This is a genomic window from Candidatus Coatesbacteria bacterium (genome assembly GCA_014728225.1).
Taxonomy (GTDB): domain Bacteria; phylum RBG-13-66-14; class RBG-13-66-14; order RBG-13-66-14; family RBG-13-66-14; genus WJLX01.
This window is the reverse complement of sequence record WJLX01000050.1, coordinates 14,461-40,866: the sequence shown is the minus strand read 5'-3', so window position 1 is coordinate 40,866 and position 26,406 is coordinate 14,461. Positions and strand designations below refer to the sequence as shown.

Annotated in this window: 19 protein-coding genes and 1 other RNA gene; 8 read left to right on the top strand and 12 right to left on the bottom strand. The window is 67.8% G+C overall.

The genetic code is table 11. From position 1 onward, the window contains the following. Positions 1–406: 406 nt before the first annotated feature. Positions 407–2,059: a urocanate hydratase gene (gene hutU, locus GF399_03795; GenBank protein MBD3399436.1), complete on the bottom strand. Its 1,653-nt coding sequence runs from the start codon at positions 2,057–2,059 to the stop codon at positions 407–409. Between the two features lie 160 nt (positions 2,060–2,219). Here hutU and GF399_03790 point away from each other — a divergent pair, with 160 nt between their 5' ends. The 5 genes from GF399_03790 to GF399_03770 all read left to right on the top strand — a co-directional run bounded on the left by GF399_03790 (position 2,220) and on the right by GF399_03770 (position 8,288). Further along, entirely contained in the window at positions 2,220–3,875 is a 1,656-nt protein-coding gene (locus tag GF399_03790) for a hypothetical protein (protein MBD3399435.1), read from the top strand. 103 nt (positions 3,876–3,978) lie between these two features. After that, entirely contained in the window at positions 3,979–5,643 is a 1,665-nt protein-coding gene (locus GF399_03785; protein MBD3399434.1) for a hypothetical protein, read from the top strand. 70 nt (positions 5,644–5,713) lie between these two features. Further along, a complete protein-coding gene (locus tag GF399_03780; protein ID MBD3399433.1) occupies positions 5,714–6,946 on the top strand; it encodes an MFS transporter in 1,233 nt (410 codons plus the stop codon). Between the two features lie 13 nt (positions 6,947–6,959). Then, on the top strand, positions 6,960–7,712 hold the full coding sequence (locus GF399_03775) for a methyltransferase domain-containing protein (protein MBD3399432.1): 753 nt from the start codon (positions 6,960–6,962) through the stop codon (positions 7,710–7,712). Positions 7,713–7,931: 219 nt separating this feature from the next. Continuing rightward, complete coding sequence (locus GF399_03770) at positions 7,932–8,288, top strand: VOC family protein (GenBank protein ID MBD3399431.1); 357 nt, start codon at positions 7,932–7,934, stop codon at positions 8,286–8,288. A gap of 489 nt (positions 8,289–8,777) precedes the next feature. Here the strand turns inward: GF399_03770 and GF399_03765 are convergent, their stop codons facing one another. Next, positions 8,778–10,901, bottom strand: coding sequence for a VWA domain-containing protein (locus tag GF399_03765; GenBank protein ID MBD3399430.1), 2,124 nt, complete (start codon positions 10,899–10,901; stop codon positions 8,778–8,780). A 170-nt stretch (positions 10,902–11,071) separates the two neighbouring features. Here GF399_03765 and GF399_03760 point away from each other — a divergent pair, with 170 nt between their 5' ends. Further along, a complete protein-coding gene (locus tag GF399_03760) occupies positions 11,072–13,483 on the top strand; it encodes a M28 family peptidase (protein ID MBD3399429.1) in 2,412 nt (803 codons plus the stop codon). Positions 13,484–13,946: 463 nt separating this feature from the next. Here GF399_03760 and GF399_03755 read toward each other — a convergent pair whose 3' ends face one another. Beyond that, the gene (locus GF399_03755) at positions 13,947–15,413 is read right to left on the bottom strand and encodes a hypothetical protein (GenBank protein MBD3399428.1); all 1,467 of its coding nucleotides are present in this window, start codon (positions 15,411–15,413) and stop codon (positions 13,947–13,949) included. A 159-nt stretch (positions 15,414–15,572) separates the two neighbouring features. After that, positions 15,573–16,523 carry a hypothetical protein gene (locus GF399_03750; protein ID MBD3399427.1) on the bottom strand — a complete coding sequence of 317 codons (951 nt, stop codon included), beginning with the start codon at positions 16,521–16,523 and terminating at the stop codon, positions 15,573–15,575. A 171-nt stretch (positions 16,524–16,694) separates the two neighbouring features. Between GF399_03750 and GF399_03745 the strand changes: the two genes are divergently transcribed. Continuing rightward, positions 16,695–17,192: a ferritin gene (locus GF399_03745; protein MBD3399426.1), complete on the top strand. Its 498-nt coding sequence runs from the start codon at positions 16,695–16,697 to the stop codon at positions 17,190–17,192. An 800-nt stretch (positions 17,193–17,992) separates the two neighbouring features. On the opposite strand, the gene GF399_03740 is transcribed toward GF399_03745, so the two are convergent. The 4 genes from GF399_03740 to sfsA all read right to left on the bottom strand — a co-directional run bounded on the left by GF399_03740 (position 17,993) and on the right by sfsA (position 21,665). Then, complete coding sequence (locus GF399_03740) at positions 17,993–18,862, bottom strand: hypothetical protein (GenBank protein MBD3399425.1); 870 nt, start codon at positions 18,860–18,862, stop codon at positions 17,993–17,995. Positions 18,863–18,926: 64 nt separating this feature from the next. Beyond that, entirely contained in the window at positions 18,927–19,853 is a 927-nt protein-coding gene (locus GF399_03735; GenBank protein MBD3399424.1) for a hypothetical protein, read from the bottom strand. After that, entirely contained in the window at positions 19,853–20,812 is a 960-nt protein-coding gene (locus tag GF399_03730) for a hypothetical protein (GenBank protein ID MBD3399423.1), read from the bottom strand. The genes GF399_03735 and GF399_03730 overlap by 1 nt, the downstream gene beginning before the upstream one ends. A 70-nt stretch (positions 20,813–20,882) precedes the next feature. Then, entirely contained in the window at positions 20,883–21,665 is a 783-nt protein-coding gene (gene sfsA, locus GF399_03725) for a DNA/RNA nuclease SfsA (protein ID MBD3399422.1), read from the bottom strand. A gap of 74 nt (positions 21,666–21,739) precedes the next feature. On the opposite strand from sfsA, the gene GF399_03720 reads away from it, so the two are divergent. After that, positions 21,740–22,315 carry a hypothetical protein gene (locus GF399_03720; GenBank protein MBD3399421.1) on the top strand — a complete coding sequence of 192 codons (576 nt, stop codon included), beginning with the start codon at positions 21,740–21,742 and terminating at the stop codon, positions 22,313–22,315. Between the two features lie 18 nt (positions 22,316–22,333). Here the strand turns inward: GF399_03720 and GF399_03715 are convergent, their stop codons facing one another. The 4 genes from GF399_03715 to GF399_03700 form a co-directional block, all read right to left on the bottom strand. Next, positions 22,334–23,185 carry a hypothetical protein gene (locus tag GF399_03715; GenBank protein MBD3399420.1) on the bottom strand — a complete coding sequence of 284 codons (852 nt, stop codon included), beginning with the start codon at positions 23,183–23,185 and terminating at the stop codon, positions 22,334–22,336. Positions 23,186–23,565: 380 nt separating this feature from the next. Continuing rightward, positions 23,566–23,665, bottom strand: an RNA gene (ffs, locus tag GF399_03710) — signal recognition particle sRNA small type. 131 nt (positions 23,666–23,796) lie between these two features. Next, the gene (locus GF399_03705; GenBank protein MBD3399419.1) at positions 23,797–25,023 is read right to left on the bottom strand and encodes a glycosyltransferase; all 1,227 of its coding nucleotides are present in this window, start codon (positions 25,021–25,023) and stop codon (positions 23,797–23,799) included. 377 nt (positions 25,024–25,400) lie between these two features. Beyond that, complete coding sequence (locus GF399_03700; protein ID MBD3399418.1) at positions 25,401–26,387, bottom strand: 2-hydroxyacyl-CoA dehydratase; 987 nt, start codon at positions 26,385–26,387, stop codon at positions 25,401–25,403. Between the last annotated feature and the right edge of the window lie 19 nt (positions 26,388–26,406).

Genomic DNA, 26,406 nt, shown 5'->3' with positions numbered 1-26,406 from the left:
CCTCCTTGTCCGCTGATTGTAGTGTAGCACATTATGACGATAAAGTTGCACTTTTTCTACAGGTGAACCTATATGTAAAAGCGGTTGTCGTAATATATGATCGGCTTGAACGCACATTTATATACATATTCTTAATTTATGGGGCGGTTGTAGGCAACAAAGACTCTTGTGTTCGTCATACATTTCCTTAGGGTGGACGGTGAGCGGGTCTGCGGTGGTGAGGTTGCCGGGACCGCTGGACGCGCAGAACCGCCCCGGTAGCCAGTCGCTCAGGGCACCCCTCTGCGTCGACGGCGGCACGGTTCTTGCGCACCGAGTCCACCCTGGCGGGTGGACTCGGGCAACAACCGCGCCGCCGTCTGTGTTGTCTCGTACTCCGACGGGCTAAAGGATTCGGACGGGTCGGTTAATCCTTCAGCAGCGGTATCTTGACGCCGAAGCGTTTGGCGTTATCGAGGGCGCGCTGGTAGCCGGCGTCGGCGTGGCGGCAGATGCCCAGGCCGGGGTCGGTGGTCAGGACGCGGGACAGGCGGGCGTCCATCATCTCGGAGCCGTCGGCGACGATGACCTGGCCGGCGTGTTGGGAGTAGCCCATGCCGACGCCGCCGCCGTGGTGGACACTGACCCAACTGGCCCCGCCGACGGCGTTGAGCATGGCGTTGAGGAAGGCCCAGTCGCTGACGGCGTCGGAGCCGTCCTTCATCCCCTCGGTCTCGCGGTTGGGGCTGGCCACGGAGCCGCAGTCGAGGTGGTCGCGGCCGATGACGATGGGGGCCTTGAGCTCGCCCTCGCGGACCATGCGGTTGATCTCGAGGCCGAAGCGCTCGCGGTCGCCGTAGCCCAGCCAGCAGATGCGGCAGGGCAGGCCCTGGAAGCGGACCTGCCGCTGAGCCTTCTCGATCCAGCGTTTGAGGGCGGTATCCTCGGGGAACAGTCGCAGGGCGGCTTCGTCGGTGCGGTAGATGTCCTCGGGATCGCCGGAGAGGGCGGCCCAGCGGAAGGGCCCCTTGCCGTCGCAGAACAGGGGTCGGATATAGAGGGGGACGAAGCCCTTGATGTTGAAGGCCTCGGGGGCGCCGCGCTCGACGGTCTGTCCACGGATGTTGTTACCGTAGTCGAAGGCTGCGGCGCCGCGGCGCTGGAGCTCGAGCATGGCGTTCATGTGGGCGACCATCGACTCGAGGGAGCGTGCCTTGTAGGTCTCGGGGTCTTTGGTGCGCAGCTCGTCGGCCTCGGCGACGCTCATCCCGTGGGGGACGTAGCCGTTGAGTTCGTCGTGGGCGCTGGTCTGGTCGGTGAGCACGTCGGGGACGACGTTGCGCCGGACGAGTTCGGGCAGGACGTCGGCGCAGTTGCCGACCAGGCCGATGGAGAGGGGCTCGCCCTTGGCGGTGTACTCTTCGACCAATCCGAGGGCCTCGTCGAGGTCGGTGGTCATCCGGTCGCAGTACCCCTGATCGATGCGCCGTTGGATGCGCTCGGGACGGCACTCGACGTCGAGGCAGACCCCGTCGTTCATCGTCACGGCCAGGGGCTGGGCACCGGACATGCCGCCCATGCCGCCGGTGAGGACCCAGCGGCCCTGCAGGCTGCCGTCGAAGTGCTGGCGGGCCAGCTCGGCCAGGGTCTCGTAGGTGCCCTGGAGGATGCCCTGGGTGCCGATATAGATCCAGCTCCCGGCGGTCATCTGGCCGTACATCATCAGGCCCTTGGCCTCGAGTTCGTAGTAGTGCTCCCAGTCGGCCCAGCGCGGGACGAGGTTGGAGTTGGCCAGCAGCACCGTCGGGGCCCAGGGGTGGGTCTTGAAGACGCCGACGGGCTTGCCGGACTGCACCAGCAGCGTCTCGTCGTCCTCGAGTTTGGTGAGGGTGCGCAGGATGGTCTCGAGGGCCTCCCAGTTGCGGGCGGCCTTGCCGCTGCCGCCGTAGACGATCAGGTTGTCCGGGTCCTCGGCGACCTCGGGGTCGAGATTATTCTGCAGCATTCGGTAGGCGGCCTCCTGCTGCCAGCCCTTGCAGTGCAGCTCGCTGCCCGTGGGGCTCTTCAGCTTGCGCGGCATGGTTCTCCTTTGGCGTACTTTGCGGCTGGGTACATTATGGGAATCAGTTTAGCACTCGTTCCGGTGGGGCGCAAGGCCGACGTGGAAGACGCTTTCTGGTATAATCCTTTACTGATTAGCATCCGTGCCGCCCTTTCATCCCGCGCCTGGAAAAGGACTAATGCAGACGGTCTACCCCGGCAGCGTCAAAAAAAGCGTCCCCTGGGTCTGGTGGGTGTTACTGGGGCTGGAGCTGCTGCTCTGCCTGGTGATTCTGCTCGATCTGTCCAACTACACCATGGACGACGGCTACATCTACCTGGGCGGGGCTCGGCAGCTGGCCCGGGGCGAGTTGCCGAACACCACTCCGGGGGAAGCGCCGACCAACGCCTTCGGCTCCCACATCTGGTTGACGCTGCTGGCGCCGGCCTATCTGCTGGGGCTCAACCCCCTGGTCTGGGGCAAAGTCGTCGGCTTCATCCTGCTGCTCGGCGGACTGTGGCAGCTGGCCGGCCTGCTGCGGTTGTGGCGGCCGAGCATGGAGCCGCCGGCCGCTCTGGCCCTGGCCGGCGTCGCCCTGACTGCCGTGCCCCTGGTCTACGGTTCGGTGAACCTGCTGGAAACCGCCCTCTACCTGTTCGCCCTGCTGACCGCGGTACGGCTGACGGCGCGGGACGCCGGCGCCGGCAGGCCGACCGTCGCGCTGGGGCTGTCCTGGAGCCTGCTGCTGCTCAGCCGGCCCGACGCCTTCCTCGAGCTTCTCGTGTTGCTGGGCTGCACGGCCTGGCTGGTCATCTCACGTACTCATCCCTTTCGCCCGCGCGACGCCTGGCGGCCCCTGGTCGGCCTGCTGCCCGGTCTGGCGTTGATGGCGCTGCTGTGGTCGATCTACGGCACCCCCCTGCCCCACAGCGCCCTGGCGAAAACCCCCGACCCGGCCTACCTGTTGTCCTTTCACTGGTTGAGCTACAATCTCTTTCCCATGGTCCAGGAGCTGGCCGCCTCGCCGGGGGTGTTGGTGGTCCTGCCGGCGGCGGCGGTCTTCCTGCTCCGGCGCGGCGGGGAGTCGCCGCCCGGTCTCCCCCTGCGGGTGGCCCTGGCGCTGTTGATCGGCGGGCGGATCCTGCAGATGTGGATCGTCAACGACTGGACGATGGTCAACCGCCTGTGGGTCGGCGGTCTGCTGCTGGCCCTGGCCTGTGCCGTGCTGTTGTTGTACGATCTACTGACGACGCTGCGGAGCCGGGCGGCGGCGATCCTGCTCCTCGGCGTCTCCCTCTTCGGCGGCCTGTGGGGTTGGCGGACCTTCATCTTCGCCAACTACGCCAAGCCGACCGGCCCGGCCCGGGAGATGGGTGAACTGATCAACGAGCTGGCCCGGGAAGATTCCTGGCTGCTGACACCGGACATGGGCGTAACGCCCTACTACGCCGAGATCCCGACTCTCGATGCCGAGGTCCATCCGGTGGCCAACCGCCACCTGCAGCAGCACCCCGGCGATCTGGATTACGTTCTCGAGCATCAGGTGGACTTCGTTATCGTCGTCTCCGAGCATTTAACACCCCTTGGAGGGGATTACACCCATCCCGCCGTCGGCGGCCTGCTTTACCAGACCGACTACTTCCGTGAGCACTTCCGCCCGGCGCTGATCGCCGAGTGGAGGCAGAGCCTGGCCCTGGACATCTTCCTGGAAAAGGGCGGCCGCTACTTCCACCTCTTCATCTCCGACCGTATCGACTATGACGTTCCCGAGCCGTTGCCGATCAAGCTGCGCTATTTCGGCTCCGTCCCGCCGTCCTACCCTCGACTGGGCATCGAAGAGGGCTTCATTTGGTGAGTAGCTGACGGATACGGTTTGCGCGGGCGGAAACGATTGACCGGAGCTTCTCGAACCTGTCGAACCTGGCAAGGTGAACCTTCATCCAACGCGGGCGTGATTGATGCTGGTACATGCTAATCCGTCGCTCGACGTGCAGCGAACCAGCCGGGGCTCGTCCTGGTGGTGGCTGCTGATCGCCCTTGAGGTGCTGATCTGCCTGGTAATCATCTGGGACACCGGCGCCTACAGCCCCGACGACGCCTACATCTACTTCAACGGCGCCCGGCAACTGGCCCGGGGCGAGCTGCCCAACATGACCCCGGGGGAGACGCCGACCAACGCCTGGGGCAGCTATCTCTGGCTGGCCATGCTGACCCCGGGGTACCTGCTGGGGCTCAACCCGTTATTCTGGAGCAAGCTGCTGGGCGTCCTGCTGCTGCTCGGAACGGTCTGGCAGCTCCAGGCCGTCGTGCGGCTGGTTCGACCCGGAACTCCCCGCCTGACGGCCTGGGCCCTCGGGGGTCTCCTGCTGACTTACGCCCCGGCGGTCTACTGGTCGGTGAGCGGGCTGGAGACGCTGCTCAACGTCTTCAGCCTGCTGTTGACGGTGCGTCTGCTGCTGCGCGATTACAAGAGCGGCCGCTTGAGCGCGGCCTTCGGTCTGGCCCTGGGTCTGCAACTCGTCAGCCGACCCGACGCCTTCTTCAACGCCGCCCTTCTGGCCGCGGCCGCGCTCTGGCTGCTAATCGACCGCCGTCGGCCCCACCGGCTGCGCGAGGCCTGGCGTCCCCTGGTCGGCCTGCTGCCGGGCCTGGCGCTGTTCATCCTGCCCGTCTTCTTCTATCCTACCCTGCTGCCGACCAGCGCCCTGGCCAAGGTGCCCGACATCTGGGCCAACCTGCCGGCAATCCTGTTCAACAACACCAAGTTCCTGCTCTACTACGCCTTCAAGACGCCCGGTAACCTGTTGATCTATCTCGGCGCCGGCTGGTTCCTGCTCAGCCGGGATCCCGACGACGAGACCCGGTTCGAATGGCCGCTTAAACTGATCCTGGCCCTGCTGGCCCTCATTCACATCGGCAAGTACCTGTTGACCGGCGACTGGATGGGCGTCCAGCGGCTGTGGCTGCCCTCGGCGGTGACGGCCCTGGCCGTCACCCTGCCGCTGATCTTGCGCCTGGTAGAAAAACTGAGAGGTCGTCTGGCCCTGACCCTCGCCCTGCTCTGTTCCCTGGCGGCGGGACTGACGGGCTGGCGCGCCTTTATCTTCTACCACTACAACCACCCCGGCTCTCCCGCCGAAGAGATGGGCCGCCTGATCGCCCGCCTCAAGGCCGAAGATTCCTGGATGATTACCACGGACATGGGGGTGTTGCCCTACTTCGCCGATGTACCGGCCATCGACGCCGAAGTCAAGCCCATCTGCAACTACCACCTCTTCAACAATCCCGGGGATTACGAATACATCGCCGATCACCAGCTGGATTTCATCGTCGTCACCTCGTGCTTCTACGACCAGGTGGGCTGGTACGGCCGGCAAAAGTACGGCGTGCCGGCCGAGGTGCTGCAGCGGGACTATCGTCGGGTGATGGTCGCCGAGTGGCGACCGCCCTATGACTTTGGTTTCCTGATCCCCTTCTCCGGCCGCTACTTCCACCTCTTCGTGCATGAACGGCTGGAACCGCCCGAAGTCAGCCCGGTTCCCCTGAACCTGCGCGGAACCTCCATGGCCGGTCCCAGTGTCGGACCAGCGGCCAGAATCCAACCCGCCGAGTACGGCGGATAAGCGAGTCGTCTACACAACCCCTGTGCCGCTGGACGACTTTCCGCGTCCACGGCCCACAACCCCCGATACGATGACAAGCAAACCCGCTGCGTCACCAACCGAAGCACCCCGCGGACCGCGCCGCTGGCTGATCCTGGCCGCCGTGGTCCTTGTTCAGCTCTGTGTCGGCGGTATCTACGCCTGGAGCGCCATCGCCAAGCCGTTGACCGCCGATTACGGCCTGATGGAGTGGCAGGGCCAGTTGATCTTCGGCCTCAACATCGCCGTCTTCGCCCTGACGATGCTGTTCGCCGGGCGGCTGCTGGACCGCCGCGGCCCCACCCTGCCGGTGACCATCGGCGGCCTGCTCTTCGCCGCGGGCCTGCTGATCGCCTCCCTCTCCGGCGGCCGGTTCATCTGGCTGCTGCTGGGATACGGCGTCGTCGCCGGCGCCGGCATCGGTTTCGTCTACCTCTGTCCGATCGCCACCGCCGGGCGCTGGTTCCCCAAACGCAAGGGCCTGGTGACCGGCGTCGCTGTGGCCGGTTTCGGCGGCGGGGCGATCCTGCTCTCGACCGTGATCGAGACCCTGCTGGCCCACGGCCTGGGTCCCCTGCAGATCTTCCAGTGGGTGGGCCTGGCCTACGGCGCCCTGATCATCGTCTGCGCCTTCATTCTGGCCAACCCGCCCGGGGCGAAGCTGGCCGTCAAGACCGCCGAGCTGCCCCGCGTCGGCCGGGACCCCCGCTTCTGGCGCTTCTTCGGCGCCATGTTCGCCGGGACCTTCTCCGGGTTGCTGGTGATCGGCAACCTCAAGCTGATCGGCCTGGACGGCGGGGCCGGGGAGCTGATCGCCGCCGGAGCCGTCGGTGCCCTGGCCGTCGGCAACAGTGCCGGCCGCATCGCCTGGGGACTGATCGCCGATCGCTTCGGCCGCCATCCGGCCAGCGTGCTGAGCCTGATCCTGCTGGCCGCAAGCATCCTGCTGCTGCTGCCGGCGGCGGGCTGGGGCTGGTGGTTCCTCATTGTCGCCGCCCTCGTCGGCTTCAACTTCGGCGCCGCGATGGTTCTCTACGCCACACAGACCCAGGACACCTTCGGCGCGCAAAACTTCGGCCGGGTCTACGCCTTCGTCTCCCTGGCCTACGGCCTGTCCGGAACGACGGGGCCCTTCATCGGCGGCCTGATCTTCGACCTGACCGCGGGTTACGGCGCCGCCGTCCTGGTGGCCGCCGGGGTGGCCGTCGTCGGCGCCGTTTTCTACATGTTGATGGAACCCGCCGTCGGCGCCCACGAGAACATGGGACAATCCGAACGGGCCTAGCCGGAGATGACCGATGAGCGAATGGTGGGAGGACTTCTTCGACGATGTCTGGGCCGCCGGCGGCTTCGGCGGTGCCGGCCTCGAGGCCCGGTCCGCAGAAGTCGGCTACATCTGGCGCCGGTTGAAGCTGCGCCCCGGCGCCCGGCTGGCCGACGTCTGCTGCGGTATCGGCCGCTGCGCCCTGCCCCTGGCCCGCCGCGGGGTCTGGGTCATCGGCGTCGACTTCTGCGCCGCCTACCTCGAGCGCGCCCGCCGCCGCGCCGCCGGAGCCAGCGCCGAGTTCCTCGAAGCCGACATGCGCTCCACCGGACTCAAAAGCGCCTCCTTCGATGCCGTCCTCAACTGGTGGACCAGCTTCGGCTACTTCACCGACGAGGCCGAGAACGCCCGCGCCCTCGCCGAATGGGCCCGCCTGCTGCGTCCCGGCGGCCGCCTGCTGATGCAGCTCGTCAACCGCGACGGCATCATGGCCGACTTCCGCCCCCGCAGCGGTCGCGTCGCCCCCGACGGCTGGCTGCTGGTCGAGGACTCCGAGCCCGATTACCACACCGGACGGCTGAAAACCCGCTGGACCTGGGTCTCGCCGCAGGGCCAACGCCACCAGCGCCTGGTCGATCTGCGCCTCTACACCCTTCACGAGTTGGTCAACCTCGCCGCCCCTCACGGCCTCGACCTGGTCTGCGCCCACGGCAATCTGCTGGAGAAACCCGCCGGTCGCGAGTTCACCCACATGTACGTCACCTTCGCCAAGCTCGACGAGAGCTGACAAAGACCCCGGCGACCAGCGAAAACGGCCGCCGAAAAGACACACACCGTTGACGTCTGCCCCGGAACCGGCACGGTTTTTGCGGAGGCGCAGCGTTAAACTCGCCCGTAACGTTCGCCGAGATGCAAAAACCGTGCCGGTTCCGGGGCGCCGGAGTCTTTGCCGGGTCGGATTCTTCAAGGGCCGTTTTCGCTGGTCGCCGCAGCGCCTGGAGGAGTCATGAACGAGGAGCCCCTGGGACGCTTCGAGTTCTGCCTGAACGTGGCCGAGCTGGGCAGATCGCTGGAGTTCTACCGCAGGCTGGGCTTCGAGATGCTCGGCGGCGTCGTCGAAGAAGGCTGGGCCATCATGCGTCACGGCGACTGCACCCTGGGGCTGTTCCAGGGTCACATCGAGCGCAACCTGCTCAACTTCCGCGGCGGTGACGTTTTCGCCATCGCCGAGGCCCTCCGGGCCGCGGGCTTGAAGCTGAGCAAAGAAGCCCGCGCCGAGGAGGACGGCAGCGCGGCGGCCGAGATCCTCGATCCCGACGGCAACTGCATCTACTTCAACACCTTCCCGGGGGAGGAGCTGTAATCCAGTCGGCTTGACCACGCTTCTGGACCATCAGCAACCTGTCATTACGACATTGCTGAGAAGGCACTCTATCGAGCGTAATGAACATCGGTTTTCACCGTCAACTCATAGGTTGTTCCATCAGCCCGTCTGCCAACACATCGATTTCCAGCCCTAACCGGTAGCTTCAAACGGCACAGGACCAGCCGTCCCTGATGGGGCGAGCAGCGTCGGGCAGTCGCTTGATCACTGCCAGGCCGCCGGCGGGAGTCTTGCGACGTGAAAACCACGCAAACTCCCTGGCTGTTACGCACTCCCATCCACAGTAAGCGGTTGGTAATTGGTACCTTAAGAAACCAGGGCGGGTACAGGCGCCCGCCCGGCGGTTAATGGTGTTAAAGGGCATGGATTCCCCTTCTTGGGGCGCCCTGTCAAGTCTCTACCAACCAGCAACACAAGAACCGCCCCCGGCCACGGGGGCGGTTCGGCGTTGCCGCGGCCCAGCCCGGGTTACTGGGCGTCGGCGGGGCTGATGCGATAGGCTTGTCCGGCGACGACGACGATCAGCTCGTCGCCCAGGGCGAAGGCCCGGGCCAGCTCGGGGTGTTCTGTCAGCAGGGTGAAGTAGTCGTCGGAGGCCTGGACGACTTCGGTCGGCGTCATCGAATCCTCGTCGTAGATGGAGTCGGTCCAGACGCCGTCACGCAGGTAGAAGGCCCGGCCCATGGCCCGGCGGACCTGAGCGGATTCGTCGTCGCCCACCCCGGCCTGCAACTCGTCGATGGACTCGCTGGCGGCGACGCCGGCGGCGCCTTCGATGGCCCGGAGCTCCATCTCTGAAGCCGACGGGGCGTCACCGGCGGCCGTTCCGCCGGAGAAGTGCCCATGACCACCGTTGGCGGCCAGGGGCTCGCCGCGGTCGTCCTCGGCCCAGGCCAGGCTGGTGTAGGGGGTGACGATGCCGAAACGCAGGGCCAGCTCGGTGATCGTCTCGACGGTTTCCTCGTCCTCGCCTTCGAGGCGGACCAGCTCCAGCAGGTAACCGACCTTGCGCCGGGCCCAGATCAGCTCGACGGCGGGGTTGTCGACGGCGGCGAAGTCCAGCTCGAACTCCCGACGCAGAATCTCGCCCCCGGCGCGGCCGCTGAGGGTGACGGTCCGTCGCCCCGGTTCAGCGAAGCGCCCGGAGAGGGTCAACTGCTCGCCGGAGAACAGGTCCGGCAGGATCGGGGGGTAGAGTTCAGCGACGTCGGTGCCGCCGAAATCCAGCTCCAGGTCGGTCAGCACGGGACCCTGGATCTTCTCGTAGAAGCTGGTCACGGCGGCTTCCAGGTCCTCGCCGGGCTCGACGTAGACCACGCTGCCGCGCTGGACGACGGCCAGATGGTCCAGGAGCAGGCTGTTGAGGTCGTGGCCGACACCGAAGATGTAGGCCCGGGCGCTGGAGCCGCGTCCCTCGACGTTGGCGACGATGTCGACGGGCTCGCGTTCGCCGACGGTGGGCTTGCCGTCGGTGAGGAAGATCAGCGACTGCGGCCGCTGTCCGGGATCACCGAGGGCCTCGAGGGAGGTCTGCAGGGCGCCGTCGATATTGGTCCGCGCCTGGGCCTCGAGACCGGCGATGAACTCCAGGGCTCGACTGCGGTTGTCCTGGTCGGCCGGGCGCAGCTCGCCGAACAGGCTTTCGACCTCCGTGGTGAAGGTCACGACCTCGAAGCGGTCGGCGGGGTTGAGCCGCTCCAGGCAGTAAGCCAGGGCCGTTTTGGCCTGGGTCAGTTTGTCGCCGCGCATCGAGCCCGAGATGTCGAGGCAGAAGACGATGTCCTTGGGCAGCACCTCGTCGTCGGCGCGCCGCTGGGGCGAGAGGATCAGCAGGAAGGCCCCGTCTTCTTCGAGCCGATGGGTCAGCAGGGCGGCGGCCAGCTCCTGCGTCGAGGTCTGGTAGTAGAGCTCGAAGTCTCCGGCGGGGCGGGCGTTTTGTTCGTAGTAGGTCACCTTGACGCCGTCCTGCAGCTCCTCCCGCGTCAGGGTGTGGCTGGTGGAATAAACGTTGAGCACGGGGGCGGCCGAGGCGATGGTCACCTCGAGGGACAGGTTGTCGACGGTGCGGTAGGTGAAGGTGTCGATGTCCAGGGGGTAGGAGTAGTGGTAGAGGCCGTCCTGGGGCTCCAGCAGCTCGGTGTACTCCAAGCGGACGGGCCGGCGCTCCCCGGCGGCCATCTCGCCCAGCGCGGCCCGGAAGGCCCCGCGACCCATGAATTCCAGCAGGGCGGCGTTGCCGCCCTGGCGCAGGGCGTCGGCATAGAGCTCGGCCGCCTCCGCGGCCTCCAGCACCTCGGCGCTCACCTCGCGGCCGTCGACGGTAACGCTGAACTCGCTGACGGCGGCGCCCTCCGGGACGGGGAAGATGTAAACGGCCTCGATGGCGTGATCGTAGTCGTTGACGAAAACTTCCTCAACGCTGGTCACGGCCAGGCCATCGTCGATGGTGGTGGTGACGTGGTGCTCGGCGATGGTCACCCGGAGCTCCGGCGGCCCCAGGGGCTCCTGGAAGTAGGATCCGGGCACCACGACGCCGTCGGCCAGACAGGCGACGGCCAGGATCGACAACAGCAGCGTGGTCGCTTTACGCATCTCGACCTCCCCGTAAGGTCTGTGGGTTTATCACGCCGACGAGGGCCGGCGATTGGAGTCGGTTATCAGTATACGACGACGGGGCGGTGTTTGTCCCGTCGGCTCGGGTTCTTGCCTCCAGGCGCCGCCGGGGCTATACTAAAGCCGCCGCCCCGACCGGGAGAAGATCGATGCTCCAACGTTCGACCGTCCTCGCCCTCTGTCTTCTGGCCGCCGCCGCCCCAGCGGCCTGGCTGACCGCCGTCGAGACCGGCGACGCTGCACCCGCCGGTGTCTACTACGGCTCCGTCGGTGACTGGGAGCTCTACCGCACCGCCGAACCCGCAGCCGCGGCCGTCGGACTCGACGACGCCCCAGGTGGGCTGTTCTACGTCGGTTCCTACCGCGGCGAACCCGACGCGGCGGTCCTCCCCGGTGTCCAGGGCGCCCTGCCCGACGGCGGTTTGGTCTGCCGCTGGAGCGAGGACGAACTGCTCGCCGCCTGCGGCGATCCCAACCTCTACTACATCCGCCTGCAGCCCCAACGGCGGCTGGAGCGGCTGGACGTCGATCAGCGCCCCCGCGCCGCCGACGAGGAGGTGGTGGCCTACCTGGTCGAGCAGGTCAGCCTGGACGCCATCCAGGGCTTCGATGCGGACCTGGCCGGCTTTCGCACCCGCTATGTCGGTACCGACGGCAACCATGCCGCCCAGGACTACCTGGCCCAGACGCTGAGCGATTACGGCTACACCGTAACCTACGACAATTATCTGAGCGGCAGTCTGGCCAAGGTCCACGCCGACGGCGACCTGCTGCTGTTCTGCGGCGGCGGCTACGATGTTTCCCCCTTCTGCTTCTACTCCAGCGACGGCGGCGGGAGTTTTTCCCTGCTGCTCTCCGCCGACGAGTCCTCGATCACGGGTTGGGGCGGGGTTTGCTGTTTCGCCCCGGCGACCTTCCACTACGGCGCCTACAACCACTACTACCGCTCGACGGACGGCGGGGCTTCCTGGGAGGAGCAAACAATCTTCGAGGACCCCCAGGAGGCCTTCCTGGCCCTGCACTTCGCCGACGAACAACACGGCTACGCCTTCAGCAACGCCGGCGGGGTCTACCGCACCAGCGACGGCGGAACAAGCTGGGATCGCCGGACCGGGCTGGTCAACAGCGCCCAGGACGCCGGCACTCTACCGGGCGACCCCGACACCGTCCTGTTCTGCGCCGGTACCGGCCGGGTGCTGCGCTCCACCGACGGCGGGGCCGACTGGACGATCGTCTATCCGACGACGGATTACTTCTTCTACCAGCTTCTGTTCACCGATACCCAGCGCGGTCTGGCCGTGGGCGACAACGTCATCCGCACCAGCGACGGCGGGCTGAGCTGGGAGGAGCTGGGTTGTCCCGCGGAGACCTACCTGCGCGCCCTCTACCACCGCGGCGGCGACGAGTTCATCGCCCTGGCCGAGGACGGCGCGGCCTACCAGACCGACGACTACGGCTCCACCTGGCAGCTGCTCGACAGCGCTCCGGTCGCCGAGATCCGGGACGGCGACGCCGCCGGGGACCGGCTGTGGTTCATCGCCTCCCAGCAGCCCGGCTACACCGACGACGACGGCGGTTCCTTCACCCTGCTCGAGGACTGGCTGCCCCGGGACGTCGGGCGGGGCATTTACATCACCAACATCCTGGCCGACAAGATCGGCGGGGTCGAGCCGCTCAACTGGATCTACGCCACGGCGCACTTCGATTCGATCAGCTCCGACTCCGACGTCCAGGTGTTGGCCCCCGGAGCCAACGACAACGGTTCGGGCTCGACGGCGCTGCTGGAGGCAGCCCGGGTGCTGGCCGAATTCCCCACGGACAAGAGCCTGCGCTTCGCCTTCTTCGACGCCGAGGAGGTCGGTCTGGTCGGCAGCGGCTATCACGCTCAATGGGCGGCTGCGGAGGGCCTGGCCATCGAGGGGCTGTTGAACCTGGACATGGTGGTCTGGAGCAGCGATCCCGCCGAACAGGAGGACTTGGACATCTTCCACAACGGTGACAGCCTCTGGCTGGCCGAAGCCTTCGCCGAGGCCTGCGCCGACTACGGCGACGGCCTGACGACCAAGGTCCTGGAGAGCGAACACGGCGGTTCGGATCACTACCGGTTCTGGCGCTACGGTTACGACGCCCTGCTGGGCATCGAGGACATACCGCTCGAGTACCCCTACTACCATTCCCGAAACGACGACTATCCCAACCTGCTGGACCACTTCCCGCTGACCCGCCAGGTGACCCGGGGGCTGGTGGCCGCCCTGGGCCGCCTGGCCGGCGTCGGACCCACAGATGATTTCGAAGATCGTCCCACGGGCCCCTACGCCTACCCCAACCCCTGCCGGGCCGAGCACGAGGGTCTGACCTTCGCCCGTCTCGAGCCGGGCAGCGAGCTGTCGATCTACGACACCGCCGGCGCCCTGGTCTACCGGGTGACCATCCCCCTGGAGGAGTTCACCTGGCGGCTGATCAACGACAGCGGGTATTCGGTGGCTTCCGGGGTCTATCTCTGGGTTATCGTTCCGCCGCAGGGTGAACCGACGACGGGCAAGGCGGCGTTGATCCGCTAGGTCTGGTGTTGAATCGTATCATGGGCGGGGAACTGCGGCGCGCCCGGTCCTGAATGAGCTTGGTCAAACGCCTGGGGCCGACCTGCTGGTCGGCCCCATATTCGTCCGGCGGTTTGCTGAGCTTGGCCTTGGGCGTTGAGCGCGAACGAACCTATCGAAGCCGGAGCTTGCTCGGCTCCGGCTTGGTGATTCCGCCTCGCCGGAACCGTTGTCGGCGGCGCCCCACTCTCTACGTTATCCGTACCACCACGGGATCTGCGGTCTGCGATCTGCGACGGCTTAACGCTTCCCGGGCCGTCACGGTTTTTGCATTCCGCAGACCTCCCTTGACCGGGAGGTCTGCGGGCAAAAACGCGTGCCGGCCCGGCGCTTGTCGGTGCCGTTGAGTTCCTGGAGGACCCCGCGTCCCGCGCCGGATAAACCCAGCACTACTGACTAGGTTGTGGAGGGCGAAGCCGTCGGCCTAGCGACCGAGGGCCGCCAGCATGGCGAAGAAGATCGCGGTGTTGTCGATGTACTCGCCGCGCACGGGGTCCTCGGCGATGATGAAGCCGTGGAAGGCCTCGGCGCGGTTGCCGCGGGCGTAGAGGGGGATCAACTGGTTGGTGTGCTCGCCGGAGTTCCAGGCCCAGTAAACCTCCTCGTCCTCGTCGATTTCGCCGTCGGCGTCGGCGTCCCCCCAACTGACCCGGCGGGCGCCGGTGGGACGTTCCAGCTCCAGGGTGCGCTCGGAGACCTCGCCCAGGGGCTGGTCGGCGAAGACGCCGGGCCCGGCGGTCAGGTAGCCGCACTCGTGGTCGCCGGTGACGATCAGCAGGGTGTTGTCCCAGTCCGCCGGGGTGGTCTCGTCCTCGATCCAGTCGACGACGGTTTCGACGGCGGCGTCGAAGTCCCGCTGCTCGCCGATCATGTAATCCATGCTGTTGGCGTGTCCGGCCCAGTCGACGGCTCCGCCTTCGATCAGCAGGGCGAAGCCGTTACCGTCGCGGCCGAGTACTTTGAGGGCGGCCCGGGAGCATTCGGCCAGGGTCGGGTTCTCCGGATCGCGGCCTGAAAGGTCGGCCAGGGTCCAGTCGAAGCAGCCCTCGCGTCCGCCGAACAGGCCGAAGAGGCGTTCGACGGCGGGATCGGCGGCGGCGCTCAGCAGGCGTTCTCCGGCGTCGTCCCGGCCGTCGAGGCGCTCGACGAGAGCCCAGTCGTCGCGCCCGGCGCAGTCGGCGGCCAGCCTCTCGACCTGGTCGGCGTCGACGTAGGAGTCGTTGTAGTCGGGGTGACCGGCGCCGATGAGCACCTCGGGCAGGATCGGTTCGACGTCGTAGGCGCCGCCGTAACCGGGGCCCTCGCCTTGGATGCCGCCGAAGCCCCAGACGCCCTCGGCGAAGATGGCGTAACCGTTCTTGCGCGTCGAGTTGTGGGCGTACCAGCAGGCCGGGGTGGCGTGGGAGGCCTGGACGGTGCTGACGACGCCGACGGCCAGCCCGGCCCGGCGGGCGTAGGCGCTGAAGGGCTCCAGGGGCAGAACATCGGCCGGCGCGGTGTTGATGTTGGCCTTGTCGACCTTGAAGCCGGTGTACATCGCCGTGGCGGCCGAGGCGCTGTCGGTGTAGGCGGCGGCGACGTAATCGAACTCGCTCCAGGCGCGGGCCGGGTCGTACCCCGTTCCGCCGGCCAGACGCCGGGCGTTGAAGTCCCAGGTGCTCATCGGGAAATGCAGCCAGTCGGTGTAGGCGGGCTCCCGGCCGGTGTAGGCGGCGGCGGCGGCGAGGTGATTGTAGCTCCAGCCGTCGGAGATCATCAGGATCACGTAGCGCGATTGTTCTGCGGCGGCGGCAGGCGCAGTGCCGTCAGCGTCGAGCTCGACGCAGCAGCCGGTGACGAGGGCGCCGACGGCGATGGTCGTCAACAGCGCGGTCCAGCGTAGCGTTTTCATGCTCCTCCCCGATTGGCGGTGAAAAAAAGACCCCGGCCGGCCGCGGGGCCGGAGCGGGGCGCCGTTGAAGCTGCTGGTGGTCCTGGCAAACCCAAAGGTGGCTGTCGTGTCACGGAGAGTATAGCAGAGGCCGCCGGGGTGGACAATACGTCCGGCCCCTCAGGTGCTGCGTAACAGGTGTTCCAGCCGGCGGCGGAGACGCCCGCGTCGCAGCAGATCGTGGAGGAAAACGGCCAGGCCGACGGCTCCCCCGGCGCCGAAAAGCCAGGTCAGCCAGCCGGGCCAACCGGGGCTGGCGGTGGCCAGCCAGGCCAGCAGGGCTCCGCCGACGGCGCCGGACAGGGCGTAGGCCGTACGCCGGGGCGGCACCAGCCGGCGGCGCAGCTCGGCCTCGGCCAGGCTCAGCTCATCGATGCGCAGCAGCAGCGGATCGAGCTCCGCCAGCCCCTCCCGTCGGGCGGCGACGAAGGCCTCCAGATAGCCGCGCCGGTGGAAGCGCCAGCGCAGCCGGAAGCCCCGCCGGTCGTCGTCGAACAGGGCCTCCAGCATCACCCCGGGGGTCGACAGGCGGTTGACGGCGGCCCGCCAGTCCCGGTCGGGCTGGAAGCCCCGGCCGCCGTCGGGCAGGCGGGGCTCGGTGGTGGCCAGCAGCTCGCGCAGGTCCTTGCCGAAGAACTCGTCGTAATGCGCGGCGCAGTAGGGCAGCTCGAGGGGCAGCTCGAAGCTGCGCTCGATGCGGGCGTCCTTCTCTCCCCGGGCCTCGATGGTCAGGTGGCGGCCGCCGAAGTTGACGCCGACGGTCCGCGCCGCCGGCTCGGCGCAGAGCAGGCAGTGTTCCCGGGGCGGCGCCAGTTCGACCAGGCGGCGTCGACGCTGGGCGGTGTCCCGCTCCAGGGGGTTGCTCTCGTCGACCCAGTCGTCGGTTCCCCGCAGATCGTACTCCAGCAGCCAGTGGGCTCGAGTGAGGAAATCCTCGGACTCCCGGCGATCGTCTTCCCGCGCAGAGAGGGCGAAGTCGGGCGGTGCGTGGCGGGCGGACGGCTCATCACCAGCGAGGAACTCGTCGAGGTCCAGGTGGCGGGCGCTCTCGGGCGGCGGCGGGTATCGCATGGGCCGATTCTACACCGCCGGACCGTCTTTGTCATCCCGGTGCGGTTCCGCGGCGCGGCCAAGCGGCCCCGGACGGGGCTGCGGTGTGACAATTGCCTCAAGCCGCCGCCGGTGTTATTATCAATAAGTCGTTTTTCGCTGACAACGAGCCCCAGATCCAGGAGGTACAGGATGGGAACCCGTGGACGCGCCATCGTCGGCGTGGATGTCGATGAACTCCTCGTCGTGATGAACAAGGCCCTGGCCGACGAGTGGCTGGCCTACTACCAGTACTGGGTGGCCTCGAAGATCGTCGCCGGACCGATGCGCGAGAACGTCATCGCCGAGCTCGTCGAGCACGCGAACGACGAACTGCGTCACGCCGAGTTGCTGGCCGACCGTATCGCCCAGCTCGGCGGCACCCCGCTGCTGGAGCCCCGGGCCTGGTACGACCATACCAACTGCGGCTACGAGCCGCCGACGGACCCCTACGTCCGGGTGGTCATCGAGCAGAACATCAAGGCCGAGCAGTGCGCCATCGACGTCTACCAGAAGCTCTCCGACATGGTCTACGACAAGGACCGCACGACCTACAACATCGCCCAGAGCATCCTGGAGGACGAGATCGAGCACGAGGACGATCTGGAGGCCCTGCTGGAGGACATGGACCTGATGAAGCAGCGTGGCTGAGCCACGCAGCGACGACGCCTTCGCCTGAGCTGCGCCCGCCGGGCCGGGAGCCGGCATCCCGCCCGGCGGTTTTAGTTAACTACCGCGCGGCGGGGCACCGCCTTGAGGAAAGGCGGTTTTCGCTGTGAAGCCGGCCATTCCCGAGCGGCCCGAGATGTTACCAATCGAGGGTCGCTTTATCTTAGGCCTGCGGAGCCTGCGAGCTTTTTTTTACGCTTCCCGGGCCGGCAGGGTTTTTGCATCGACGACGGAGCTCCGGGGCTCCGTCGTCGCAAAAACGCCCGCCGGCCCTGGGTTATCGCCGTGCGGTAACGTCAGGGCGTTTTGCTAAACGACCCACGGGCGGCCGGTTGCCCCTCCCCCGGTCCGTTCCCCAAGGATGCGAGGAGGCGCAGCGCCGTTGGCCGGTGTTGACGGACCGGCTAATCCAATACCAGGCGGGGCCCGGAGCTCCCGCCCCAGGGAATGGGGGCAGCCGTCGCTCCGGTAGTTTTGGCGGTAGAGAAGCGGGCTGCTGGGGACAGTCGTTGCCGCGGTTATTGTATACGCCAGGACCGGCCACTGGGACGGTCCTGGCGCAATCGGTGTTCACCCTGTGGGGGCCTTTACCCCCTCGTCCAGCCCACCCACCAGGCGGGGTGTCGGCCGACTTGGTGCCGGTTTTTCGTGGATGACCTCCGGCGGTCCGGCCCCGAATCCAGCCCCTCCAGCCCACCGGGCGGGGTGTCGGTCGACTTGGTGCCGGTTTTTCGTGGATGACCCCCGGCGGTCCGGCCCCGAATCCAGCCCCTCCAGCCCACCTACCAGGCGGGGAGGTAGTCGGCGACGTCCTCGTTGTTGGTGAGTTGGCGTTTGCCGGTGCCGTCGGCGTTCATGATCCAGATTTCCCAGTCCATGTCGTAGTCGGTGGCGTAGAGCAGTTGGGAGCCGTCGGCGGAGTAGTGGGGGAAGCGGTCGGCCATCGAGGAATCGTAGGTCAGATCGATGGGCTGGCCGCCCTCGAGGTCCATCACCACGACGTCCTCGTCGCCGTAGGTGTCGGTGGAGAAGGCCACGCGGTCGCCGGCGGGGTGGAAGCAGGGATCGCCGATCCAGGAGTAGCCGTCGCCCCACAGGGCGACGGGGTCGGAGCCGTCGGCGTTCATCAGCATCAGGTTGCGGTAGCCGTCGCGCTCGGAGCAGAAGATGATTTTACGGCCGTCGGGGCTCATGCAGGCGTCCTCGTCGAGGCCCGGGGAGTCGGTCAGGCGGCGCTGCTCGGAGCCGTCGGCGTTCATGATCCAGATCTCCCAGTCGCCGCTGCGGTCGGAGTCGAAGAGGATGCGGCCGTCGGGGGTGAAGCAGGGGCAATCCTCGCCGTCACCGTTGTCGGTGAGCTTCTGACGGTTGGAGCCGTCGAGGTCGCAGAGGTAGATTTCGCCGTCGCCGTCGATATCGGAGACGAAGGCTATCCGCTCGCCCCTGGGGCACAGCGAGGCGTGGGGCAGGAAGTCGGGGCCCAGGTCGCTGGTCACGGGGCGCAGCTCGGCGGCGGAGAGCTTGGCGGTGTAGAGGTTGGTGCCGCCGTCGCGGTTGGAGGCGAAAACGTAGAGGTCCGAGGTGCGCTGCGGTCCGCAGGCGCCGACGAGGAGTAGAGCCGCCAGGGCGGCCGAGAGCAGTAATTTGCGCATCGTGTTCTCCTTGGGGGGTGGCGGACCGCGGGGCGGTCGAGGCGGAGCCGAAGGCGGCGGGGCGCTAGTCCAGCTCGATCCAGGCGGGATAGGTCTCCCGGGCCAGGGTCGAGGTCACCCGCACCGGGGGACCCCAGCCCCGGGCGTCGATGAGGTAGATGTCCGAGCCGCCGTCGGGGTAGTAGGTGGCGAAGGCGATGAACTCGCCGTCGGGGGAGAAGCTGGGGTAGCGCTGATCGCCGGGCAGTTCGGCCACCCGGCGGGCTCCCGCGTCGCCCGTGAGTCCCATGACGTAGAGGTCGGTCTCGCCGCCCTCGCGGCGGGCGTAGACGATAGCGGCGCCGTCGGGGGAGAAGGCGGGGTCGAGGTTGGAGACGCCGCCCCTCGTCAAGGTCCGGCGCTCGCTTGTGACCAGGTCGAGATACTGGAGCTGCAGGGCCTCGAGCTCCCCGGCGCAGTAGACGATGGCGCGTCCGTCGGGGGAGAAGGCGGCGGCCTCCTCGAAGATCTCCTCGTCACTGAGGGGCTGCGGGGGCCCGCCGTCGAGGTCGAGGCGGTAGATGTCCCAGTCGCCGCCGGCGTCCTGACGATCGAAGGCCAGGTAGTCGCCGTCGGGGCTGAAGGCGGGCCGGTCGGCGCCGAAGCCGCCGTGATCGAGGTGGGTCAGCTCGTCGCGCCGGCGGTCGTAGAGCATCAGTTGGGCGCCGTTGCCGAACTCGGCGGTGAAGTCGCGACCGCGCTGCAGCGGCTGGTCGGTAACGTAGGCCAGGTAGCGGCCGTCGGGCGACACGGCGGCGCGGGGGTACCAGTTGTCGCCGGTGTCGGTGAGCAGGGCGACGACGCGGCGCGGTCGGGCGGTGCTGACGGCGACGACGTCGACGCCCTCGCCGCTGGAGCGGCTGAAGACCAGGGCCGGGGCGTCGGCGGCGGCGGCGGGAGCGGCGAGCAGCCCGAGGAGGAGCAGAGCGGTTCCGCGCGGCGGAGTCTCCATCAGCGCTCCTCCAGCCAGAGGGGGAAGAGGTCGTCGGCGGCGTCGTTGAAGGTCACCTGCTTCTCGAAGCCGGTTTCCAGATCGTAGACGAACAGCTCGTAATCGCCGTTGCGGTCCGAGGCGTAGGCCAGATAGCGACCGTCGGGGCTGAAGGCGGGGTTGATGTCGCGGCCGGCCGAGCGCACCGGGTACTCGACGCCGCCGCTGTCGACATCGAGGATGACGATGTCGAGATTGGTGTCACCGGCGGCGGAGCGCTCGCCGGGGACGGTGGTGGCCAGGGCCAGTCGGCTGCCGTCGGGGTGCCAGGCCGGATCGCTGTCCGACCACTCGTTGTCGGTCAGGCGCTCGTGGAAGCTCCCCACGGCGTCGGTCAGGTAGACGTCCTTGTCGCCGTCGCTGTCGCTGACGTAGGCCAGGCGGACCGAGTCGGGGTGCCAGGCCGGATCTGACTCCCGGGCGACGGAGTTGGTCAGCCGCCGGCTGAGCTCGCCGGTGCCGGTATCGACGACGTAGAGGTCCGGGGTGCCGTCGCGGTCCGAGATCAGGGCCAGCATGGTACCGTCGGGGCTCCAGGCCGGGGCGGTGTCGGCGGCGCTGTTGCGGGTGAAGTTGCGGTAGACGCCGGGGCGGTCGATCTCGGTCAGGTAGATCTCCAGGCTGGACGGTTCCAGGCCGCCGGCCTCGAAGGCCACGGTGCGGGCGTCGGGGGACAGGCTGGCGTTGGTGGCCAGGTTGGGTTCGCCGTCCTCGTCGACGGCCGGGGTCAGCGGCCGGGGCAGCAGGGGCAGGGCCAGTTCGAGGATCATCACCGCGGCTCCGGCGCTGGTGCGATCGCTGGAGATATAGACCAGGGCGCGATCCTCCAGGTCGCCGGCCGTCGCGGGAACGGCCAGGGACGCGACTAGCAGCAAAGCTGGGACGAGTCTTTTTCTCATCTGCTCATCGGAGTGAAACATCGCTGGAATTATAGTTCCCCGGGGCGCGGGACGCAAGCGGCGGGATGGTTAAGGAACAGCGGCCGGAGCATCAGCTGCCGCGGCTCAGCTCCAGCGGCAGATGACCGTCGAGGACGACCTCGAGGGGGCCGCCGTTCTCGGCGCAGGGTTCGATTCGCAGGCGGCGGACGTGGACCTCCAGCCCCCGCTCGACGGCCCGGCGCAGGGCGGCGCCGAAGGCGGGATCGGTCGCGTCGTTGGGAGCGAAGCGCCGCGGATCGGCCCGCTGGACGAGGAACAGCAGGGCGGCGGCCTCGTGCCCGGCGGCGGCGATCCCGCCCAGCTCCTCAACATGTCGGGCGCCGCGGCTGGTGACGGCGTCGGGGAACAGGGCCGTGCCGTCGAGGGCCAGGGTGACGCTCTTGACCTCCAGCCAGCAGGGCGGTCGGCCGGCGGCGTGGTCGTCCAGGCGGAAGTCGAAGCGCGGCAGGCCCTTGACCGAGCCCGAATGGCCCGGCGGCTTGCGCACGACCTCGGCGCGCACGGCGCCGTAGCCGGCGAAGGGCTCCAACAGACCGCGCCGCAGCAGCTCAGCGGCGATGCGGTTGGTGGCCTGGGTGTCGATCAGCACCCAGGCGTCGTCGTAATACACCGCGACCACGCTGGAGGGATACTTGCGCGCGCCGCCGTAATGCACCAGCAGGCAGGGCAGCCCCGGGGTGAACAGCTCGGGCAGACGGCCGGAATTGGGAACGTGAACGTCCTCGCAGCCGCCGTCGGGACGGCGCACCCCGGCGACGAAGCGGTTGTGGCGCTTGATGGTGACGGCGCGGTCGAAGGCGGGGTAGAGGGTCAGGCGGCAGGAATTGCTCATGGGATACCCTAACGCTTATGGATCATCATATATTGTGATAATCTTGTAGTCACGAGAGTTACCAGGATGCTTTCATGCCACAAGTAAAGGCGGCGCTGTGGCCGCCGGCTCAAAGGGTAATCCCGACAGGCGCGTCAAGTGTGCGTAGTTTAACTTTCGCTATCAGTAGAGGTTTGGCGACGGGCGGCGGATGTGTAAGCGCCTTAGAACAGCGCGAGTTGATCGCCGTGCTGTTGTGGCTTGAAGTAACCGCGGCCAGGACGGCAAAGAAGGCTCGCGTCCAGCCCAGTACGCTCGCCAAGTACGAGCGTATCATTGGCGAGCGCATCGCCGCCGCTCGGGAGGCCGAACTGGAGAAGTTCGAGGTGGAATCGATCGTATACTCCGACGGCTGGAAGGTCTGTAACTGGCCGTCGCTCAATGGATTACACCACAAGCGCATCAATCATGACAAGACCCCGGTCAATGGTAAAGTGCATATCAAGGGCCTCGAGAGCTTCCGGGGCTATTCCAAACGCCGGCTAAAGGCCCACCACGGCGGTTTCAAGCGCAACTTCAGTCTCTTCATCAGGGAGATGGAGTTCAGCTTCAACCACAGAAACGATCCCGGCAGGCTAGACTACCCCAACAACAGCCTGATTGGTCCATGATCGTGTGTGATCCCTTGCTCATTCGTCATCGGGCAGCCCGCGGGCCAGGCCGGCGGTGAAGCTCCGCGCTGCCGGGCGGCTGCAGATGAACTGGCGCAGGAACTTCTCGATCCGTTCCAGCCAATCCTCGGCGTTGTGCAGGCCCACGGTTCCGGCCTGAATCTCATCCACCAGGGCCTTGGCGCGGTAGCCGAACTCCGCGTTGAGCTGTTCGATGAACAGCTTCTTCAGCCGACCGGGGTCGAAGTCGGCGACCTCGAGCTCCTGGAAGAGCAGCCGCTCCGGCCGGTAGTTGTAGACATCGATGAGGTAATCGCGCGCGGAGCGGAAGCGATCGAAAGCCTCGTCGAGGCTGGAGGGCTTGTCGACGATCTGACCGCGGTTGATGTGAATGTAGTACTCACTGCGCTCGTTGTACATCTGGATCAGACCGCTGCGGTTGCCACGAACCAGGCGGGAGTAGAACAGGGTCAGCTCGTCGCAGACCGGGGTCAGGCCGCGACCGGCGGCTTCGGCCTGAGCGATGATCCGGGCGTAGTCGAAACGTTTCTTGTCCAACTGGACGACGCGCAACCGCATTCCGTCGGCCCGTTGGGCCAGGTGGGAGGCGGCGTGGACGCCCTCGCAGACCAATTCCCGCCCGCTGGACCAGCGGGCGTAGATCGGCCGGCCGGCGCCGAGGATGACGCTGCCGGCGCAGCGTCCGTCGGTCAGTTGTAGATAGCCCGAGAAAGCGCCGGCGGAGAGGATGCGCAGCACCTGGTCCAGCCCGCCCTGCAGGGGACTCAGCTCGGAGAGGATTTGCGTACCCTGAGGCAGTCGCATGGGGGTGTCGATATCCGGGGTGGGGTGGAGGATTGACGGTTTCATCGCCCTCGTCTACGTGGTGACGTTGGGGTGGCAAAATACTACTTGATTTTATCTTAACTCAGCCGATCCAGTTAAGCCAAGGCCGGAGAATGCTATCAAAATCACAGTATTGCGCGCCGTCGGCGGCGATAATTGCCCCTGCTCATCTTGAAAAGGACCATGTCATTCTGCCAGGGAGTCCGCTGAAGCAATTAGACCCGCAGCGGCTGGTTCTGAGCGGCGGCGCCGGCGCTGGGAGGGGCGAGGCGTTCGGCCGGTCTCGGCTGGTCAACAACCACCGTAAAGGTCAGAGATAAAAAGGCGGGGCCCTGGCGGGCCCCACGGCGGTCATCCGGCACCGGCTCGACGTGCGCAACTCCGCGCCGCCGGGCTCGCTCGGCTCCAGCCCAGATGTTCGCCGGCACTCCGGGCGGCTCCCTACCGCTGCTCCCTCCCGGGCCTGACGGGGTTCGGGAGTACCCGGATGCGACGGTCCAGACCTTCACGGCTTCGCTCACCCGACGCCCCGAAGCCCGCCTGCGCCTCACCGGGCGTTCGCCCCGGCATATAGCGGGTTTCCGGCGGGAGGGCACCGCTGGCGCCCCGGCTAGGATGACCGACGTGGAGCGATATTAGGTCTTCGGCGGGCGTTCGTCAAGGGTGTAACCGACGACGTCGATGGTTTCGCAGGGCAGCCGCGGTGGAGTGACGTCGGGGTCGACGGCGCCGGGGAAGCGGGGAAAGCGTCGGCCGGCCGGCTCGGCGGAGGGCGGCAGGCCGCGCAACAGGACCCGTTCGTAGAGCCGGGCGTGGGCCTCGACCATCGCCGCGACGGTGAATTCGACGCGCACGCGCTCGGCGGCCAGGGCGGCCAGGCGGCGGTAGCGGACCGGATCGGCCAGCACCTCGCGCAGCTTGGCGGCCAGCAGCTCCGCCTCGTAGCGCGGGATGAGCAGCTCCCAGCACTCCCGGGGCACCACGGCGGGTACGCCGCCCTGGGCCAGGCCCACGGCGGGAATGCCCATCAGCAACGGCTCGACCAGCCCGCGGTTGAAACTCTCGCCGCGGCCGACGGCCACGGCGACGTCGCTGGCGGCGTAGACTGGACGGGGATCGGCCAGGCGGCCGGTGAAGCGCAGACGCCCGCCCAGCCGCAACCGCCGGGCCAGGCGCTCCAACTCGTCGCGGTAGTCGCCGTCGCCAACGAGAACGAGAACGGCCCCCTCCAGCCGGACCAGGGCCTTGAGCGCCGGAGCCAGGCCCTTGCGATGGGCCAGACGACCGACGTAGCACAGCACCGGGGCTTCGGCGGGCAGCTCCAGCTCGCGACGCGCCCGCTCCCGGCTCATGAAGCCGGGGTGGAAGCGCTCGGTGTCCATGCCGTTGGGGATGTAGACGACCTTGTCGGCGGGCAGGCCGACGCGGTCGACGGCGTAGCGGCGCACCCGGCGGCTGACGGCGCCGAAGCCCGCCGTCGCCGGGGCGGCCAGCCGGGTCAGCAGACGGATGGCCCGGCCGTCGAAACCGTAGCGGTGGAAGGTGATGAAGACGGGCAGGCCGGTCAGCAGGCCGGCGATCCAGCTCGGCACGCGGTCCGGGTGACCGTGGAGGGCCGTGGCGCCGAGGCGCCGGGCCAGGCGGGCCAGCTTGAACCCCAGGACGAGCTGGGAGTCAGCGGGTCGGCCGACGGGGTGGACCTCGAGGCCCCGGGCGTTGAAGTAGGCTCGGGCCGGGCCGTCGCCGGTCAGGCTGGCCGCCGCCGTGGGCCAGCCCCGCGCGCGCAGCCCGGCGCAGACGTCGGCCGTGCCGCGCTGGGGACCGGAGAGGGGCAGGTCGTGGGTGTAGTGCAGGATGAGCATCGTCTTCCCGGCGCCGTTTTCAGCATTGTTTACTCTTGACCCGGATACCGTACCCCAGCGCCGCCGACCTGTCAATGTGTCGGGATCTTGTGCCGAGGCCGGGGATGGCGCCCGGCGCTCGCAAGCGGATCGCTGAAGGGGCGGGGAGTGCGCTGGGGCTGCAGCGTCCCCGAGCACCCCACCAGATCATCCGCTCCGGGGGTCGCGCCGCCTGCGGTTGAGCGGCAGTGACGTGCGCCGGCCGAGCCGCTACGGGGCCGGGGCCCTCGACATACCAGGACCGGGTGACGCAGCGGCCGACAGCACCGAACCGCCGCGTCTGAGGTCGATGAGGGCCCGAGCGAACCGGAGACGGTCAACCCGCCTACGGCGGCGCTTCAGAGCTCCAGCAGCAGGCTTTCGCAGAAGCTCTCCAGGCGCAGCAGGTCCCGGCCGTCCAGGGGACCGGGGCGGTCGCCTTCGAGCGTCAGCAGGGGTACATCGGGCAAAATACGCCGAACCAGTATGTCTTCGATTTGGCGGAAGCAGAAGGCCTGGACGTAGTGGACGAGGCCGTCGAGACGGCGGCGGGCGGTCTGGCGAGCGATGTCGCGCAGGCGGAAGGCCATGCCGTAGGGATAGCTGTAGGCGCGGTACTGGGCGACGAGATCGGCGCTGTCGTGGGGCATGGTGAACTGACGGGGGATCTCCCAGTAGACGATCTCGGCGCCGAAGTCGGCCAGGCGCTCGGACAGGTCGCTGAAGGCCGGGGGCACGCCGAGGCAGCCCAGGCGCAGACCGCGGGCCGTCGGCGGCGGACCGTGGCGCAGGACCTCTTCAAGTCGGTTTAGATAGGCGGCCGGGTCACCGCCGAAATCGGTGGCGGTCAGGGCCAGCTCGAAGTAATCGACCCCCCGACGCTCGCCGCGGACGACGAGTTCGTCGAGGCGTTCGAGTCCGGCCCTCTGGGGGCGCAGGCCTTCGCGGCACTCCTCGGCGGCGGCGAGGGTGGTACCGAGGTCGGCGGCGAAGCCCTCCATGGCCCGGCGCAGCTCGGCGGGCTCGCGCGAGGCCGGGTAGGCGAAGGGCACGGTCTCGACGCCCTCGTCGGTCAGCAACTCCAGCAGGGCCTCGGTGTTGGAGCAGTCGCCCTGGGTCACCCCGACGACGCGCTGGAGGCCCAGCCGCTTGATCGTGGTGTAGATGCCCTTGATCCAGGCGCAGGTGTTGCGGGGAAAGCCGTCGGCCTCGGCGGCGGCGACGGCGCCGGCGGGGTCCGGACCGCGAACCAGGGCATTGTTGAGGTCCACCAGGCGCAGCCCCGCCGCCAGGGCGATCTCGAGGGGAACAGTGGCTGTGATGCCCAACGGCCGGCGGGGGGTCATAGCGGTCCTGTTGTATTGG